Source organism: Gemmobacter serpentinus (assembly GCF_008973825.1).
Classification (GTDB): domain Bacteria; phylum Pseudomonadota; class Alphaproteobacteria; order Rhodobacterales; family Rhodobacteraceae; genus Gemmobacter; species Gemmobacter serpentinus.
In genome coordinates this window covers 13,383-29,764 of sequence record NZ_WCHR01000018.1, presented here as the reverse complement: position 1 = coordinate 29,764, position 16,382 = coordinate 13,383, and the positions used below count along the sequence as shown (strand labels likewise).

General features: G+C 64.3%; 14 protein-coding genes. 11 read left to right on the top strand and 3 right to left on the bottom strand.

Annotation, left to right across the window (positions count from 1 at the left end; translation table 11 throughout):
* Positions 1-47: 47 nt before the first annotated feature.
* From GBJ34_RS11245 to GBJ34_RS11195, 11 genes are all read left to right on the top strand, one after another.
* Positions 48-2,333, top strand: coding sequence for a bifunctional salicylyl-CoA 5-hydroxylase/oxidoreductase (locus tag GBJ34_RS11245; RefSeq protein ID WP_151719375.1), 2,286 nt, complete (start codon positions 48-50; stop codon positions 2,331-2,333).
* A complete protein-coding gene (locus GBJ34_RS11240; protein WP_151719374.1) occupies positions 2,330-3,076 on the top strand; it encodes an SDR family NAD(P)-dependent oxidoreductase in 747 nt (248 codons plus the stop codon). The genes GBJ34_RS11245 and GBJ34_RS11240 overlap by 4 nt, the downstream gene beginning before the upstream one ends.
* Complete coding sequence (locus tag GBJ34_RS11235; protein ID WP_151719373.1) at positions 3,073-3,504, top strand: MarR family winged helix-turn-helix transcriptional regulator; 432 nt, start codon at positions 3,073-3,075, stop codon at positions 3,502-3,504. Before GBJ34_RS11240 ends, GBJ34_RS11235 begins: the two co-directional genes overlap by 4 nt.
* Positions 3,505-3,506: 2 nt before the next feature.
* Entirely contained in the window at positions 3,507-4,328 is an 822-nt protein-coding gene (locus GBJ34_RS11230; RefSeq protein WP_151719372.1) for an enoyl-CoA hydratase family protein, read from the top strand.
* A gap of 63 nt (positions 4,329-4,391) precedes the next feature.
* Positions 4,392-5,528: an acyl-CoA dehydrogenase family protein gene (locus tag GBJ34_RS11225; RefSeq protein WP_151719371.1), complete on the top strand. Its 1,137-nt coding sequence runs from the start codon at positions 4,392-4,394 to the stop codon at positions 5,526-5,528.
* A gap of 25 nt (positions 5,529-5,553) precedes the next feature.
* Entirely contained in the window at positions 5,554-6,006 is a 453-nt protein-coding gene (locus GBJ34_RS11220; protein ID WP_151719370.1) for a cupin domain-containing protein, read from the top strand.
* Positions 6,006-6,410 (top strand): acyl-CoA thioesterase, encoded by a 405-nt coding sequence (locus tag GBJ34_RS11215; RefSeq protein WP_151719369.1) that lies wholly within the window; start codon positions 6,006-6,008, stop codon positions 6,408-6,410. The genes GBJ34_RS11220 and GBJ34_RS11215 overlap by 1 nt, the downstream gene beginning before the upstream one ends.
* Positions 6,407-6,805: a RidA family protein gene (locus GBJ34_RS11210; protein ID WP_151719368.1), complete on the top strand. Its 399-nt coding sequence runs from the start codon at positions 6,407-6,409 to the stop codon at positions 6,803-6,805. Before GBJ34_RS11215 ends, GBJ34_RS11210 begins: the two co-directional genes overlap by 4 nt.
* A 70-nt stretch (positions 6,806-6,875) precedes the next feature.
* Positions 6,876-8,513, top strand: coding sequence for an AMP-binding protein (locus GBJ34_RS11205; protein WP_151719367.1), 1,638 nt, complete (start codon positions 6,876-6,878; stop codon positions 8,511-8,513).
* 228 nt (positions 8,514-8,741) lie between these two features.
* Complete coding sequence (locus tag GBJ34_RS11200; protein ID WP_151719366.1) at positions 8,742-11,093, top strand: calcium-binding protein; 2,352 nt, start codon at positions 8,742-8,744, stop codon at positions 11,091-11,093.
* Between the two features lie 504 nt (positions 11,094-11,597).
* Positions 11,598-12,641 (top strand): fatty acid desaturase, encoded by a 1,044-nt coding sequence (locus GBJ34_RS11195; RefSeq protein ID WP_151719365.1) that lies wholly within the window; start codon positions 11,598-11,600, stop codon positions 12,639-12,641.
* Between the two features lie 106 nt (positions 12,642-12,747).
* On the opposite strand, the gene GBJ34_RS11190 is transcribed toward GBJ34_RS11195, so the two are convergent.
* From GBJ34_RS11190 to GBJ34_RS11180, 3 genes are read right to left on the bottom strand one after another with little or no spacing between them, the layout of a single operon-like run.
* Positions 12,748-13,536, bottom strand: a complete 789-nt coding sequence (locus GBJ34_RS11190) for an ABC transporter ATP-binding protein (protein WP_151719364.1) — start codon at positions 13,534-13,536, stop codon at positions 12,748-12,750.
* Between the two features lie 25 nt (positions 13,537-13,561).
* Positions 13,562-15,490 carry a Fe(3+)-hydroxamate ABC transporter permease FhuB gene (gene fhuB / locus GBJ34_RS11185; protein ID WP_151719363.1) on the bottom strand — a complete coding sequence of 643 codons (1,929 nt, stop codon included), beginning with the start codon at positions 15,488-15,490 and terminating at the stop codon, positions 13,562-13,564.
* 11 nt (positions 15,491-15,501) lie between these two features.
* Entirely contained in the window at positions 15,502-16,374 is an 873-nt protein-coding gene (locus GBJ34_RS11180; protein ID WP_151719362.1) for an ABC transporter substrate-binding protein, read from the bottom strand.
* Positions 16,375-16,382 lie beyond the last annotated feature (8 nt).

Below are 16,382 nucleotides of genomic sequence, written 5' to 3'. Positions count from 1 at the left end.
TTATCGGGCGGCTGCCAGTATGACCTCAACACGGGGAGTATTGCACCATGAACATCCTCTGCCTTGGTGGCGGGCCTGCGGGTCTCTACTTCGCCATCTCGATGAAGCTGCGCGATCCGTCGCATCAGGTGACGATCCTTGAGCGCAACAAGGCCAATGACACATTCGGCTGGGGCGTCGTGCTGTCTGATGACGCGCTTGGCCGGATGCAGAAGAACGACCCCATCTCGACCGAGGCGATCCGCAGCCAGTTCGCCTATTGGGATGACATTGCCGTTGTGCATGAGGGCGTGCGCACCGTGTCTGGTGGTCACGGCTTTGCCGGGATCGGACGCAAGGCGATGCTGGTTCTGCTGCAGGCCCGGGCGCGTGAATTGGGCGTCGATATGCGGTTTGAAACCCAGTTCAAATCCGCAGAAGACTATCGCAAGGATTACGATCTGGTCGTGGCCTGCGACGGCATCAACAGCCTTGTCCGCACCGAATATGCTTCGGTGTTTCAGCCCGATATCGACCTGCGCAAATGCAAGTTCATCTGGCTGGGGACGCATCAGAAATTCGATGATGCCTTCACCTTCATCTTCGAGAAGACGCAGCATGGCTGGGTCTGGGCGCATGTCTATCAATTCGACGATCAGACCGCGACCTTCATCGTCGAGACCACCCCCGAGACATGGGAGAAGTTCGGCTTTGCCGACATGTCGAAGGAAGAGATTGTCGAGACCTGCCGCCTGATCTTCCAGAACCACCTTGGCGGACATGCGTTGATGTCGAACGCCAATCACCTGCGCGGCTCGGCGGTGTGGAGCCAGTTCCCGCGCGTGATCTGCGACAAGTGGTATCACGAGAATGTCGTGCTGATGGGCGATGCGGCGGCAACAGGCCATTTCTCGATCGGCTCGGGCACGCGGCTGGCCTTTGATTCCGCCATCGCGCTGGCCGAATATCTGCATTCCGAACCAACGCTGGAAAAGGCATTCGAGCGCTATCAGGAAGAGCGCCGGGTTGAGGTGCTGCGCCTGCAATCGGCGGCCCGAAACAGCCTGGAATGGTTTGAACAGGTGGAGCGGTATCTGGACATGCCGCCGGTTCAGTTCGCCTATTCGCTGCTGACACGGTCGCAGCGCATCAGCCATGAGAACCTGCGCCTGCGCGATCCGGAATGGTTGCAGGGTGCCGAGGACTGGTTTCAGGCCCAGGCAGGCGGCAAGCCGGGCAGCCGCCCGATGTTCGCACCCTTCACCTTGCGCAACATGGTGCTGAAGAACCGGATCGTCCTGTCACCAATGGCGCAATACAAGGCGGTCGATGGCTGCCCGACCGACTGGCACCTGATCCATTACGCCGAACGCGCCAAGGGGGGGGCGGGCCTCGTTTATACCGAAATGGCCTGCGTCAGCGATATCGGGCGGATCACGCCCGGCTGCCCCGGCCTTTATGCCCCCGAACATGCCGTGGCGTGGAAGCGGCTGGCGGATTTCATCCATACGGAAACCAGCGCGAAGCTGTGCATCCAGATCGGTCATGCCGGGCGCAAGGCCTCGACCTGCGTGCCATGGGATGGCGGCATCGACATGCCGCTCAAGACCGGCAACTGGCCGATCCTTTCCGCCTCGGCCATCGCCTACAAGCCCGAGAATGCGGTGCCGAAGGCGATGGACAAGGCCGATCTGGCGGCGGTGAAGGCCCAGTTCGTTGCGGCGGCGGAAATGGCGGATCAGATCGGCGCCGATATGATCGAACTGCACGCAGCCCATGGCTATCTGCTGGCATCCTTCATCAGCCCGGTAACCAATCGGCGCGACGATGAGTATGGCGGCAGCCTGGAAAACCGGATGCGCTATCCGCTGGAGGTGTTTCGCGCCATGCGGGCGGTCTGGCCTGCGGCCAAGCCGATGTCGGTCCGCATCTCGGCGCATGACTGGATCGAGGGCGGTGTCACCCCCGAAGAGGCGGTGGCGATCGGCAAACAGTTTGCTGATGCCGGGGCAGATATCATCGATGTATCCTCGGGCCAGACCGATCCGTCGGAACGCCCGATTTATGGCCGGATGTTCCAGACCCCGTTCTCGGATCGTATCCGCAATGAGGCAGGCCTTCCCACCATGACGGTCGGCAATATCTCGGACTGGGATCAGGCGAACGGGATCCTGATGGCGGGGCGGGCCGATCTGGTCATGCTGGCGCGGATGCATCTGGCCGATCCCTACTGGACGCTTCATGCCGCGATTGAACAGGGCGAAGACGGGGCGGAATGGCCCCTGCCCTATCGCAACGGCCAGGTGCTGCTGCAACGGCTGCGTCAACGCCAGCAAGAGGTGCTTCGGGCATGACGGCAGGCCAGTTGCAGGGCAAGCGGGTGCTGATCACCGGCGGCGGCAGCGGCGTCGGTGCCAGCCTGGCGCGCGGATTTGCGAGGGCAGGTGCCGAGGTGGTGATCTGTGGGCGCCGCGAAGCCCCGCTGGCGCAGGTGGCCGATGCGGTCGGCGCGCGGGCGATTGCGGCCGATGTCACCTCCGAGGCGGATGTGATGCGGCTGTTCGATCAGGCGGGCCCTTGCGATGTGGTGATCGCCAATGCCGGATCTGCGGTATCCAGCCCGCTGGGCAAGACCGCGCTGGAGGATTGGAACGCGATGCTGGCGGTCAACCTGACCGGGGTTTTCCTGACCTTCCGCGAAGGCCTGCGGCAGATGCCCGGTTGGGGGCGGCTGATCGCCGTGGCCTCCACCGCAGGGCTGCGCGGCTATGCCTATGTCGCGCCCTATGCGGCGGCCAAGCATGGCGTTGTCGGCATGGTGAAAAGTGCCGCGCTGGAGGTTGCGCGAAAGCCGGTGACGGTGAACGCGCTGTGCCCGGGATTTCTGGATACCGAAATGACCGACCGTTCGGTTGCGACCATAGTCGCCAAGACCGGCATGACGGCCGAGGCCGCGCGCGAAACGCTGGCGGCGGCCAACCCGCAGAAACGGCTGATCCATCCCGATGAGGTGACGGCGGCGGCCCTGTGGCTTTGTGCGCCGGGATCGGAAGGGATCAACGGACAGGCGCTGGCCATTTCGGGGGGCGAGGTATGAGCGAGGATACCAAGCGCCGCCTGAAGCTCTGGGTGCGGATGCTGGCCGTGACCCGCTCGGCCGAGGCAGAACTGCGCGACTATCTGCGGGTGACCCATGACACCACCCTGCCGCGTTTTGACGTGATGGCGGCGTTGTGGCGCAGGCGCGACGGCTGCACCATGAGCGAGCTGGGCCGGATGCTGCTGGTGTCGAACGGCAATGTGACAACGGTGGTGGACCGGCTTGAAAAGGACGGGCTGGTGCTGCGCCGCCCGTCGGAAAGTGATCGCCGCACGGTCTACGTCGCGCTGACGCCGCTGGGGTTGACCCGGTTCGAAGGGATCGCAGCAGGCCATGAGGCCGAGGTGGCCCGGATCTTTTCGGGCCTGAGCGAGACCGATCTGGATCAGATCACCGATATTCTGAAACGGGCAAGGAAGCCATGACCATGCTGACAAGAACCCGGATGGCGGGGCTGAAGCCCGAACACTTTCTCTGGCAGGTCAAGGACCGCATCGCGACGGTGCGGCTGAACCGGCCCGACCGCAAGAACCCGCTGACCTTTGAAAGCTATGCCGAGCTGCGCGATACCTTCCGCGCCTTGCCCTATGCCAGCGATGTCGATGTGGTGATCTTTGCCTCGAATGGCGGCAATTTCTGCTCGGGCGGTGATGTGCATGACATCATCGGCCCGCTGGTCGGCATGGATATGAAGGACCTTCTGGCCTTTACCCGGATGACCGGGGATCTGGTCAAGGCGATGATCGGCTGCGGCAAACCGATCATCTCGGCGGTGGATGGCATCTGTGTCGGGGCGGGCGCGATCATCGCCATGGCCTCGGACCTGCGACTGGCGACGCCGGGGGCAAAATGCGCCTTCCTGTTCACCCGCGTGGGACTGGCGGGCTGCGATATGGGGGCCTGCGCCATGCTGCCCCGGATCATCGGGCAGGGCCGCGCGGCCGAACTGCTTTATACGGGGCGGTCGATGAGCGCGGATGAAGGGGCAGCCTGGGGGTTCTGGAACGGGATCCACGCCCCAGACGCGCTGGAAGCCGAGGCTGAAAAGCTGGCCGCGCGCATCGCTGAGGGGCCAACCTTTGCCCATGGCATCACCAAGACCCAGCTGAACCAGGAATGGAACATGGGGCTGGAACAGGCCATCGAGGCCGAGGCGCAGGCGCAGGCGATCTGTATGCAGACCCGCGATTTCGAGCGGGCCTATCATGCCTTCGTAGCGAAGGAAAAACCTGTTTTTGAAGGCAACTGACCGCGTTGGGGGCGCGGCCCCCATCTGCTGCGCAGCCGCCCCCGGGATATCTAGAGGCCGAAAATGAGCGATCAGAGCTTTCTCGACTGGCCCTTCTTCGAACCGCGCCACCGCGAACTGGCAGCGGCGGTCGAGGCATGGGCCACAGCGCATCTGCCGGTGGATCACCGGGATGTGGATGCGGCCTGCAAGGCGCTGGTGCGCGATCTGGGTGGGGCGGGGTTCCTGCGTCATTCGGGCGCGAGCGCGGGCGAGGTGCTGGATGTGCGCACGCTCTGCCTGATCCGCGAGACGCTGGCCCGTCATGATGCGCTGGCCGATTTCGCCTTTGCGATGCAGGGGCTGGGGATGGGGGCGGTGTCGCTGTTTGGCACGGACGCGCAGCGCGACTGGCTGACCCGGACCCGTGCGGGCACGGCGATTGCGGGCTTTGCCCTGACCGAGCCGGGATCGGGGTCCGATGTCGCCAATACCGCAACCCTTGCCGAAAAGGTCGAGGGCGGTTGGCGGCTGACCGGCGAAAAGACCTATATCTCGAATGGCGGCATTGCCGATATCTATGTGATCTTTGCCCGCACGGGCGAGGCACCGGGTGCGCGCGGGATCTCGGCCTTCCTGATGCCAGCGGATGTGGCCGGGCTGACTGTCGCCGAACGCATCGAGGTGATGGCGCCGCATCCTTTGGCGACCCTGCGGCTGGACGCTGTGCATCTGCCCGAGACTGCCCTGATCGGCAAGGCGGGCGAGGGGTTCAAGCTGGCGATGGCAGTGCTGGATGTGTTCCGGTCCACCGTCGGTGCGGCAGCTTTGGGCATGGCGCGCCGCGCGCTGGACGAGGCCCTGGCCCGCACCAAGACCCGCCAGATCCAGGGCGCGCCGCTTTCTGCCCTGCAGCTGGTGCAGGGACATCTGGCGGATATGGCGTTGAAAATCGATGCGGCGGCCTTGTTGGTCTACCGCGCGGCCTGGACCAAGGATCAGGGGGCGGGACGTGTCTCGCGCGAGGCGGCGATGGCCAAACTTTACGCGACCGAGGCCGCGCAAGAGGTGATCGATGCCGCCGTGCAGTTGCATGGCGGCGACGGCGTGCGCCATGGCGTCAAGGTCGAAGAGCTTTACCGCGAAATCAGGGCACTGAGGATCTATGAAGGGGCGTCAGATGTGCAGCGCATGGTGATCGCGCGGCATCTGCTGACCTAGATGTTCAACAAGATGGGAGACGGATATGGCAAAGGATCTTGATGGCGGGATCACCCGTCTGGGGGAAGGCTTTGAGGGGGTGGAGTGGAATATCCTCGGCCAACGCTACTTCCCCAAGGCAGATTGCGGCAGCACCTTCTCGTTTGAGACAAACTCCGAACCCGGACAATTCGTGCCGGTGCATATTCACCCGAACCAGGATGAATTCATTCTGGTGCAGGAGGGTGAGCTGCATGTGAAGCTGGACGGTCAGTGGTCGGTGGCGCGCCCCGGTGATCTGGTGCGGATGCCGCGCGGCATCCCGCATGGCTATTTCAACAAGGGCGATGTGCCCGCCCGCGCCCTGTTCTGGGTGTCGCCTGCCGGGCCGCTGCGCGCCCTGTTTGAAAAGCTGGACCGCATGACCGATGTCGAGGAGGTGGTTCGCACCTCGGCCGCGCATGAGGTGGACTTCCTGCCGCCCGAGGCGAATGCGTGATGTATCACCGGCACATCCGCATTGAATTCAACCATTGCGACCCCGCAGGGATCGTCTTCTACCCGCGCTATTTCGAAATGACCAATTCGGTCGTCGAGAATTTCTTCCGCGAGGTGGTGGACCTGCCCTTCGAGGCGATGATGGCAATTGGTGTGGGTGTGCCGACCGCGCGGATCTCGACCGTGTTTCACGCCCCATCCCGGCTGGGTGAGGTGCTGGACTGGCAGCTGCGGGTGACGAAGCTGGGGGGCACCTCGCTTGGCCTGCATATCGAGGCGCATTGCGGCCCAAGCCACCGGCTCAGCACCGATCTGGTGCTGGTCCATATTGATCCGAACGGGCGGCCACAGGCCTGGCCACCCGCATCCCGCGACAAGATCGCCGCTTTTCAGGAGGCCCCATGACCATTCAGACCCTGCACCCCGCCGGCTGGAAACCCGCAAAGGGCTATGCCAATGGCATGGCCGCGCAGGGGCGGATGATCCTGACCGGGGGCATGATCGGCTGGAATGCGCTATGCGAATTCGAGACGGATGATTTTCTGGGTCAGGTCGAACAGACACTGAAAAACATCGTGGCCGTGCTGAAAGAGGGCGGTGCCGGGCCAGAGCATCTGGTGCGGCTGACCTGGTATGTCACCAGCAAGGCCGAATATCTGGCCGACCTGAAATCGCTGGGTGCCATCTACAAGCAGGTGATCGGCCGGCATTACCCCGCCATGGCGGTGGTGCAGGTCGTGGCCCTGATGGAAGACCGCGCCAAGGTCGAGATCGAGGCGACGGCCATCGTTCCAGACTGACATTCCAACAGACAGACCATCGCCTGACCGATGCGCAAAGATATCGGCGGGCCCATAGGGAGCTTTCATCATGTATGGTCCAACCGGCCACATTGATACATTTACGCGCGATCGCCTGCCACCGGCCGAGACCTGGCCGGTGATGAAGCTGGAGGGGTTCGATTACCCCGACTGGCTGAATGCGGGGGTTGAACTGACCGACACTATGGTCGCTCAGGGTTTTGGCGATCATGTCGCGCTGATCGGCAATGGTCGCAGCCGGACCTATAAGGAACTGACCGACTGGACCAACCGCATCGCCCATGCGCTGGTGGAGGATTACGGGGTCAAGCCCGGCAATCGGGTGCTGATCCGCTCTGCCAACAACCCGGCCATGGTCGCCTGCTGGCTGGCCGCCACCAAGGTCGGGGCGGTTGTGGTCAATACCATGCCGATGCTGCGGGCGGGCGAGCTGGCGAAGGTCATCGACAAGGCCGAGATCAGCCATGCCCTGTGCGACACAAGGCTGATGGAGGAACTGGTGCTGTGCCAGAAGGACAGCACCTATCTGAAAACGGTGATTGGCTTTGATGGCACAGCCAATCACGATGCCGAACTTGATCGCGTGGCGCTGAAGAAACCCGTGCGGTTCACCGCCGTAAAGACCGGCCGCGATGATGTGGCGTTGCTTGGCTTTACCTCAGGGACAACCGGCGATGCCAAGGCGACCATGCATTTCCATCGTGACTTGCTCATCATCGCCGACGGATATGCCAAGGAGGTGCTGGGGATCACCCCCGACGATATCTTCATCGGCAGCCCGCCTTTGGCCTTTACCTTTGGCCTGGGGGGGCTTGCGATCTTTCCGCTGCGCTTCGGGGCGACGGCCGCGCTGCTGGAACAGGCCAGCCCGCCCAATATGATCGGGATGATCCAGGAACATCGCGCCACCGTCTGTTTCACCGCCCCCACCGCCTATCGTGTCATGCTGAAAGCGATGGATGAAGGGGCCGATCTTTCCTCGCTGCGGGCGGCGGTTTCGGCCGGGGAAACCCTGCCCGCCCCGGTTTATGAGGAATGGCACGAAAAGACCGGCAAACCGATGCTGGACGGGATCGGCGCGACCGAGATGCTGCATATCTTCATCTCCAACCGCTTTGACGATCACCGCCCCGGCTGCACCGGCAAGCCGGTGACCGGATATGAGGCAAAGATCGTGGATGACGCGATGAACGAGGTGCCGCGCGGCACGCCCGGACGTCTGGCCGTGCGCGGCCCGACCGGATGCCGTTACATGGATGACCCGCGCCAAAGCGTCTATGTCCGGGATGGCTGGAACCTGACAGGCGATGTGTTCTGGCAAGATGACGAGGGCTATTACCACTTTGCGGCCCGCACCGACGATATCATCTTGTCGGCGGGCTATAACATCGCGGGGCCGGAGGTGGAGGCCGCGCTTCTGTCGCATCCGGCGGTGCAGGAATGCGCGGTTGTGGGGGCCCCGGATGCAGATCGCGGTCAGATCGTTCAGGCGCATGTGGTTCTGGCACCCGGCCATGCCGGGGATGCACTGATGGTTAAAGCCTTGCAGGATCATGTGAAACAGGTGATCGCGCCGTTCAAGTATCCGCGCAGCGTCGTCTTCGTGGCAGCCCTGCCGAAAACCCAGACCGGCAAGATCCAGCGGTTCCAGCTGCGTGCGGTGCCCAAAGCAGGCCCTGCGGTGTAAGCGGGCCGCGCCCGGTCGGGACGCAGGTGCCGCCCTCCCGGCCCCGCTCCGTCTTCGACCGGGGCACAGACCGTTCGGGCGGGGCCGGGCTGCCGCTGTCTGGAAACGATATCGGGAAACGCTGCCTGAAAACATTGACTCAGGCCTGCGCGCAGCCGATCCTGACCGGAATTTGATGTCGTCCTTTTGTCCTGCGCCCATGCTTACGCGCCCTTTGGAGGCCCCAAGATGCCCCTCAGCCCCGGTTCCGAAATTCAGGTAAATACCTTTACTGCGGGCGCACAGCGCGACCCGCGCATCCTGCGGCTGTCGGACGGCGGCTGGGTTGTCGTCTGGAACTCGGATGGCCAGGATGGATCATATGGCGGTGTCTACCAGCAACGCTACGCCGCCGATGGAAAGGCTGTCGGCCCGGAGACGCGGGTCAATTCCAATACCAGCGACAGCCAATATCTGACCGGCTCCAATGTCGCGTCATCGCTTTACAGCGACCAGACCATCGCCCTGTCCAATGGCGGCTGGGTGGTGTCCTGGACTTCATGGGATCAGGATGGCGAAAGCGCCGGGGTCTATCAGCAGGCCTTCAATGCCAGCGGTCAGCGGGTCCGCGGCGAGATGCAGGTCAATATCACCACCGACCTCAATCAGCAGGACCCCCTGCTTGCGCCGCTCGCCAATGGCGGTTGGGTCACCTACTGGACCTCGCAAGAACCTGGACTGCCCAATTTCGGCTTTCACAGGCTTTATCACCGCAGTTACGACGCAGCCGGCAATTCGGCTGCCACCGAGGTGCGGATCGCGCCGGTGCATGAAACCAATTATGGCGAGGGCAACCTTCGGGTCGCCGCGTTGGATGGCGGCGGCTGGGTGGCGACCTGGATCAATACCTATCGCAGCAATCCGCCCAGTGAGCAGCAGGTCTATTACGAGGCTTTCAGCGCCAGCGGTGCCCGCATCAGCGGCGGGCTGGTCGATGCCGATCCCGGCGCGATCCAGAACGACAATGCCGTCACCGGGCGTGATGGCGGCGGCTGGGTGGTGACCTGGCGCGACAGCGAGGGCCTGAAGCAGCGCGCCTATTCGGCGCAAGGCGCGCCGCAGGGGGAACAAACCGTTGTCAGCGGCGTGACGAATGGCGCGCGTGTGACCGCGGTGGAAGGTGGCGGCTGGGTGGTGGTCTGGGAAAGCGGCCAGAGCCTGAGCCCGTCCCTGAACATGCGCGCCTATGGCGCGAATGGCCAAAGCCTCGGGGCGACCCAGACGCTGAGCGCAGCGACCGGCGGCCTACCCTTCCATCAGGTCGTGGCGCTTGAGGGCGGCGGCTGGGTTCTTGCCTGGACGCAGCGCGGTGCGACCTCCGACATCGTGGCACAGGTCTTCAACGCGAACGGCACCAGGGACGGCGAAAAATTCTTCATCAACTCCACCTTTGCGGGCAGTCAGACCCATGTCAAACTGGCGGCCCTGGCCAATGGCGGCTTTGTCGCGACCTGGATCTCTGACGGGCAGGATGGCAGCGGCACGGGCATCATCCAGCGGGCCTTCAACGGCGCTGGCGGTGCCACCAACACGGCCCCCGATGCGCGGGACGATCAGGCATCCGTCGCCCAATTCGCCAAGATCAGCGGCAATGTCATCGCCGGGCCTGCGGGTGCTGATCGTGACGCAGATGGCGATGCACTGACGGTAACCGGCCTGCAAGGCGGGGCACCAGGGCGGGCCCTGGCCGGGAAATTCGGCACGCTGACCCTGCAGGCCGATGGCCGCTACAGCTATGAGGCCGATCGTGCCGCCCCCTTGGCCGTGGGCGCGAAGGTGACCGATCGCTTCACCTATTCGATTTCCGATGGCAATGGCGGCACCGACAGCGCCGTTCTGTCGGTGACCGTGACCGGCGCGGCACGCGGCACGGCACGGGCCGATCACCTTCTTGGCTCTGCGCGCGCAGACAAGCTATACGGTCTGGCGGCCAATGACCGGATCGACGGGCGCGCGGGCAATGACGCACTGTTTGGCGGCGCGGGCAATGACAGCCTGAATGGCGAGGCCGGGCGCGACACCCTTCACGGCGAGGCCGGAAATGACCGCCTGATCGGCGGCGCGGGTCAGGACATGCTGAACGGTGGTGCGGGGCGCGATACGTTGGATGGCGGGGCCGACAAGGACCGTCTGTTTGGCGGCGCGGGCAATGACAGGCTTTCCGGCGGCTCGGGCGACGATGTGCTGAACGGCGGTGCCGGTGCCGATACGATGACGGGCGGCGCAGGGCGGGATGTCTTTGTCTTTGCCTCCATCAAGGATTCGGGCGTGACGGCCGCGGCGCGCGACATGATCACCGATTTCGCGCGCGGCGATCGGATCAACCTTTCGGCCATCGATGCCAATACCAAGGCGCGCGGCAATCAGGATTTCGATTTCATCGGCAGGGATGCCTTCAGCAAGACGCCCGGAGAGCTGCGCTTCGAGCGCAAGAATGGCGACACCTTCATATTCGGTGACGTGAATGGCGACGGAAAGGCGGATTTTGCAATCAGGCTGGACGTCAATATCCAGTTGATCGCCAAGGATTTCATCCTCTGAAACGCTGAAAGGGCTTGCCGGGCCGGTTTGCTGTTGTCGTGGCCTATTGGGGCCTGGCGCAGTTCGCATATGCCTATGGAACCACCATCCATGCCGATCCGATGTTGCGGACCATGACCCGAACATCGACCTGCATAGGGCCCCAGAGGCTGCAGGCCCGCGAAAGGCTGCCTCACCTGCGGAGCCGGGCCGTCATGGGACGTCCCAAAGCCCGCGTGCCCCGTATGGAATGGGGCGCGCCGCCGCGGCAACAGACCCATCCCCTACGGCACCGCAAGCCCCAGCCGCATTGCCCGCCGCAAGATCGGCATCGGATCGCGCCATCATGCCCAACAGGCACCGCTTCGCGCCTCGCATGGCGGGGTGCGACGGATTGGCGGTTGAAAACCGCGCGCCTGCCCGCTAACCGCAAGGGGCCTGAACAAACCGCTGATATACTGGCTTTTTGCCAAGGCCAGAGAAAGCCCTTCGTCATCCTGTCGTGGGGAATATGCACAGGCACATATGACAGATCTTACCGACCGGCCGGCTTCGGCGCCCCCTCGCGATGCGCGCGCCTGGCTCCGCATCCTGGCGCGATATCGCGACCCCACGATGACACGCAGCCTTTTTGAACTGGCCGTGACGCTGATACCGCTCATCGCGCTGTGGGCCATCGCCTGGATGGGGCTTTCCGTCAGTGCCTGGCTGGCCCTTGCCCTGGCGCTTTTCAACGGTGCTTTTCTTGTCAGGATCTTTATCATCCAGCATGATTGCGGGCATGGTTCGTTTCTGCCGAACAGGACCGTGCAGGACTGGATCGGCCGAAGTCTCGGCGTCCTGACGCTGACCCCCTATGCGGTCTGGAAGCGCACCCATTCGATCCATCATGCGCATCATGGCGATCTTGACCAACGGGGAATCGGCGATGTGCTGACCCTGACCATCGCTGAATACCGCGCGCGCTCGGCGTTCGGGCGCCTGATTTACCGTCTGTATCGCCACCCGCTCGTGCTGTTCCTGCTGGGGCCGAGCTATCTGTTTCTGGTGCAGAACCGCCTGCCGATCGGCCTGATGGCATCCGGCTGGCGCTACTGGGCATCAGCAATGGGCACCAATGCAATGATCGGGATCGCGGTTGCACTGATCGTCTGGTTCGGTGGGGTGCTGCCGCTGCTGGTGATCTTCCTGCCGACTCTGATCGTGGCGGCAACGATCGGGGTCTGGCTGTTCTATGTCCAGCACCAGTTCGAAGAGACCCACTGGTCGCGCGGGGAAGTTTGGCAACTGCACCATGCGGCGCTTGAGGGCAGCTCACATTATGTGCTGCCGCAACCGTTGTGCTGGCTTTCCGGGAATATCGGAATCCATCATGTGCATCACCTCTACTCTCGTATCCCGTTTTACCGGCTGCCCGAAGTGCTGCGCGATCACAAGGAATTGGCCGAGGCGCAACGCCTTACCATCGCCGAAAGCATTGCCACCGTTCGGCTGCATCTCTGGGACGAGGCAGAGGGCAGGCTGGTGTCTTTTGCCGAGGCACGGGTCAGGCCCGAAGCCATATCATGACCCGTTGCGATCCGCGGGTTTCGAACCCGACGCGCTTGTCCGGCCAGAGCGCCGCCACGATCCGCGCCAAAGGCCCGGGTCATGCAGCAGGGCAGGCTGTGACCCATCACGCATCCTCCCCGAAGAGGGCCGAGGGCATCATGACCGGCCTGCCCCGCCAGGCCAAGGCTTCCATATCCAGACCGTAAAGCTCTGACAGACGGTCGGGCTGGGTCACCCGATCCGCGCTTGCGGCATCCACCAGCCGTCCCTCGCGCAAGGCGATCAGATCATCACAAAAGCGCGCGGCCAGATTGACGTCATGCAGCACCATGACCACGGTCAGCCCCTGTTCGCGGTTCAGCCTGCGCAGAAGGCCCAGCACCTCGATCTGATGGCACAAGTCCAGCGCCGAGGTCGGCTCATCAAGCAAAAGGCAGTCCGCGCCCTGAGCCAACAGCATGGCGATCCAGCCACGCTGACGCTCGCCGCCCGACAGGAGATCGACCTGACGATCGCTGAACGCGGCAAGACCCGTGCGGGTCAAAGCCGCCTCCACCGCCAGATGGTCGGAGGCACCGAACCGGCCAAGCGCACCGTGCCAGGGATAGCGGCCAAGCGCCACCAGATCGCGCAGGCCCATCCCCGGCACGGCGGGCGGGATCTGGGGCAGATGGGCAAGGTGCCGGGCCAGATCGCGGGCCGAATGATCCGCAACGCGCCGCCCCTGAAACAGAACCTCGCCTTCGCTGGGGCGGATCTGCCCTGCCATCAACCGCATCAGGGTTGATTTGCCCGATCCGTTGGGGCCAAGGATCCCGGTCACCCGCCCTTGCCGCACAGTCAGGCTGATATCCGACAGCAAGATCCGGTCATCGGTGCGAAAACCGGCACCGTGCAGCACGAAGGCGGTCATATGGCTCTCCTGTGATGGGCGATGGTCATGCGGCCCCCCTGCGGATCTGCCACAGAAACCAGGGACCACAGATCATGGCGCAGATCAGCCCGGGTGCCATGGGCCATGGCCAGGCCAGCATCGCGCCGAGACTCTGCGCAAGGATCATCAATGCCGCACCGATCAAGGCCGAGATCAGGGCCGCGGATGCGGTGGCGCGATAGCCGAGGCTTGCGGCCAGATGCGGCACGACAAGGCCGATGAAGCTGACCGGGCCAAGCGCGATAGTGCCCGCCGCTGCCGTCAGCGCGGCCAGAAGCAGCGCAAGCCCGCGCGCCGGGCGAAGCGCAAGGCCGCGGCCTTGCGCGATTGCATCATCCAGCGCCAGCAGATCAAACCAGCGATGCAGCATCAGGACCAGGGCCAAGGCCAGCCCCGCCACACCCCATGGCAGCATGGCCTGCGCCAGATCCGCACCGCCGGTCGATCCCGAGAACCAGCTCAGCAGCGCGGCGCCTTTCGGCCCGCCCGCAGCCAGAACCAGCACAAGAAACGCATGGGCCGAACTGCCGATCCCGACACCGATCAGCAGCACCCGCGCAGGCGCAAGCCCGGCACGCAGGCCAAGCGCCGCAACCAGCGCCAGTGTCGCGCCAGCGCCGATCCCGGTCACGAGATACCGCGAGATCAGGCTGTCACCCGGCAGAAAGATCAGTGCCAGCGCGAAGGCCAGCCCGGCCCCACTGCCAAGCCCCAGCAGATCGGGGCTTGCCAGCGGATTGCGCAGCACTTTTTGCAAGATCATTCCTGACAGCGACAGGCAGGCCCCGGCCCCGCCCGCCAAAAGCAGCGGCGGCATCCGCCAATGTACCACGCCGGCAAGATCTGCGATCCCATGCAGGATGAGGCCACCCTCATCCCGGCCAAGGATCAACGCAGCAAGGATCAGAACAGGCACGGCCAGGGCCAGAGCCCATGGAACGACCGGATTGGCGCGCCGCAAGGGACGCATGGCCACAGACACCCCCCGCTCAGGAAGGCCGAGACGGCGCGCGCGCAGCGACAGCATCACCAGAAGCGGCCCGATGAACAGGCCCGAGGCGGCCCCCACCGGCACATCACCGACAAGGCCAGACAAGATCCGCGCCACCTGATCTGCAAACAGCAGCAGGACCCCGCCCCATATCCCAGCTTGCACCATGCCGGGCCGCGCCCGCCCCGACAGCCCCCGCGCCAGCGCAGGCCCGGCCAGCCCGATGAAGCCGATCATCCCCAGCGTGGCCATCACCGCCGCCGTCACCCAGGCCGCGCCGCCCAGCAGGATCAATTTCGCCGCCCGCACATCGACGCCAAGCCCCGATGCCGCCCCATCTCCAAGAGCCAAGAGCTGCAGCGGGCGCTGCATCAAGAACAGCGCCGCGATCACCGGCAGGATTTGCAGGCCCATCCGGATCCCCGCGCCCCAACCCGACTGCACCAGCGAACCAGCCTGCCAAAGCAGCAGGGCCTGCAGGAAGTCATGATTGAACAGCACCAGAAGCGCCTGGGCCGCCGCGCTGCACAGGCTGACCATCACTCCGGCCAGCAGCAGGGATTGTGCCTGAAGCCCCGGCCCCCAGGCGATGGCCAGCACGAGGATCAGCGCAGCCCCCGCCCCGAGCATGGCAACCAGCCCCGGCGCGGCCTGCCACAGCCCCGGCGCGACCAGAAGGCAAAGCGAAAGGGCCAGCGATGCCCCGTCCGACAGCCCCAGAAGGCCCGGCTCGGCCAGAGGGTTGGCGAAGATGCGCTGGCAGACCTCGCCCGTCAGCGACAGCGCAAAGCCCGCCAGCAAAGCCATCGCCAATCGCGGCAGGCTGCTTTGGGTCAGGATCAGCCAGGCGACGCTATCCGATGCGGGGGGCGCGATGATTGCAGGCCAGAGCCCCTGGAGCGCCAAGCCGATACAGACCAGCAGCAAAAGGCCGCGTGCCATGCCGCGCCCCATCATGCCGCACCCAGCCGGTCTGCGATCACATTTGCCAGATGGCGCGCCGAAAGCAGCCCGCCGGGGGGATAAAAATCTTCGATCCAGCCAAAGCGGCCCTCCCGGATCGCGGGAAGCGCCTGCCACAATGCGCTTTGGGTCAGCGCGCGTTCGACCCTGGGTCGCATCGAGGCGATTTCGACCAGAAGGAGATTGATATCCGTCATCTCCAGCAACGGCTCGATCCCGGTGCGGAATGTGCCATTCGCATTGGCGGGGCCTTCCCAGGCATTGCGCAACCCAAGGCGCAGCAACACGGCATCAGGCAGACTGGCCCGACCATAGACCGTGAAAAGCCGCCCCGACACATCCGGCACCGCAACCAGCACGGCCCCCTTTCCGGCCAGCCGCTGTCGATGTGCGGCGATGGTGTTCCGGGTGTCCTCGATCAGCCGGGGCGCGGCATCAGCCGGCAAGACGGCTATTTTCGCCATCTCCGCCGCCAGGCGGGCGGCAAGATCCAGACGATCCGTCCCGGCCTCTTCCGGGATGATCTGCACCGGCGCGATTTCCACAATGCGCGGCGTCATCACCAGAGCGGATGCAGGGGCTAGGATCAGATCGGGGGCCAGGCGCGAGAGATATTCAAGGTTGATCTCCCAGAAAGGACCGATATCGGCGATCCCGGCTGGCAAATCAAAGGGCATCCGGCTGGCAAAATAGTGACTGTCGGAAATTGCAACGGGGCGGATGCCCAGCGCGATAAGGGCCTCGGCAGCCCCCCAGTCGATGGCGGCAAGACGTGGCGCAGTCTCGGCGGCTGGTCCTTGCGCAAGTGCGGGCGCGGCACAAAGCAGCGCAGTCCCACGGGTCAGGAAGTCACGGCGTTTCATCATGCGGA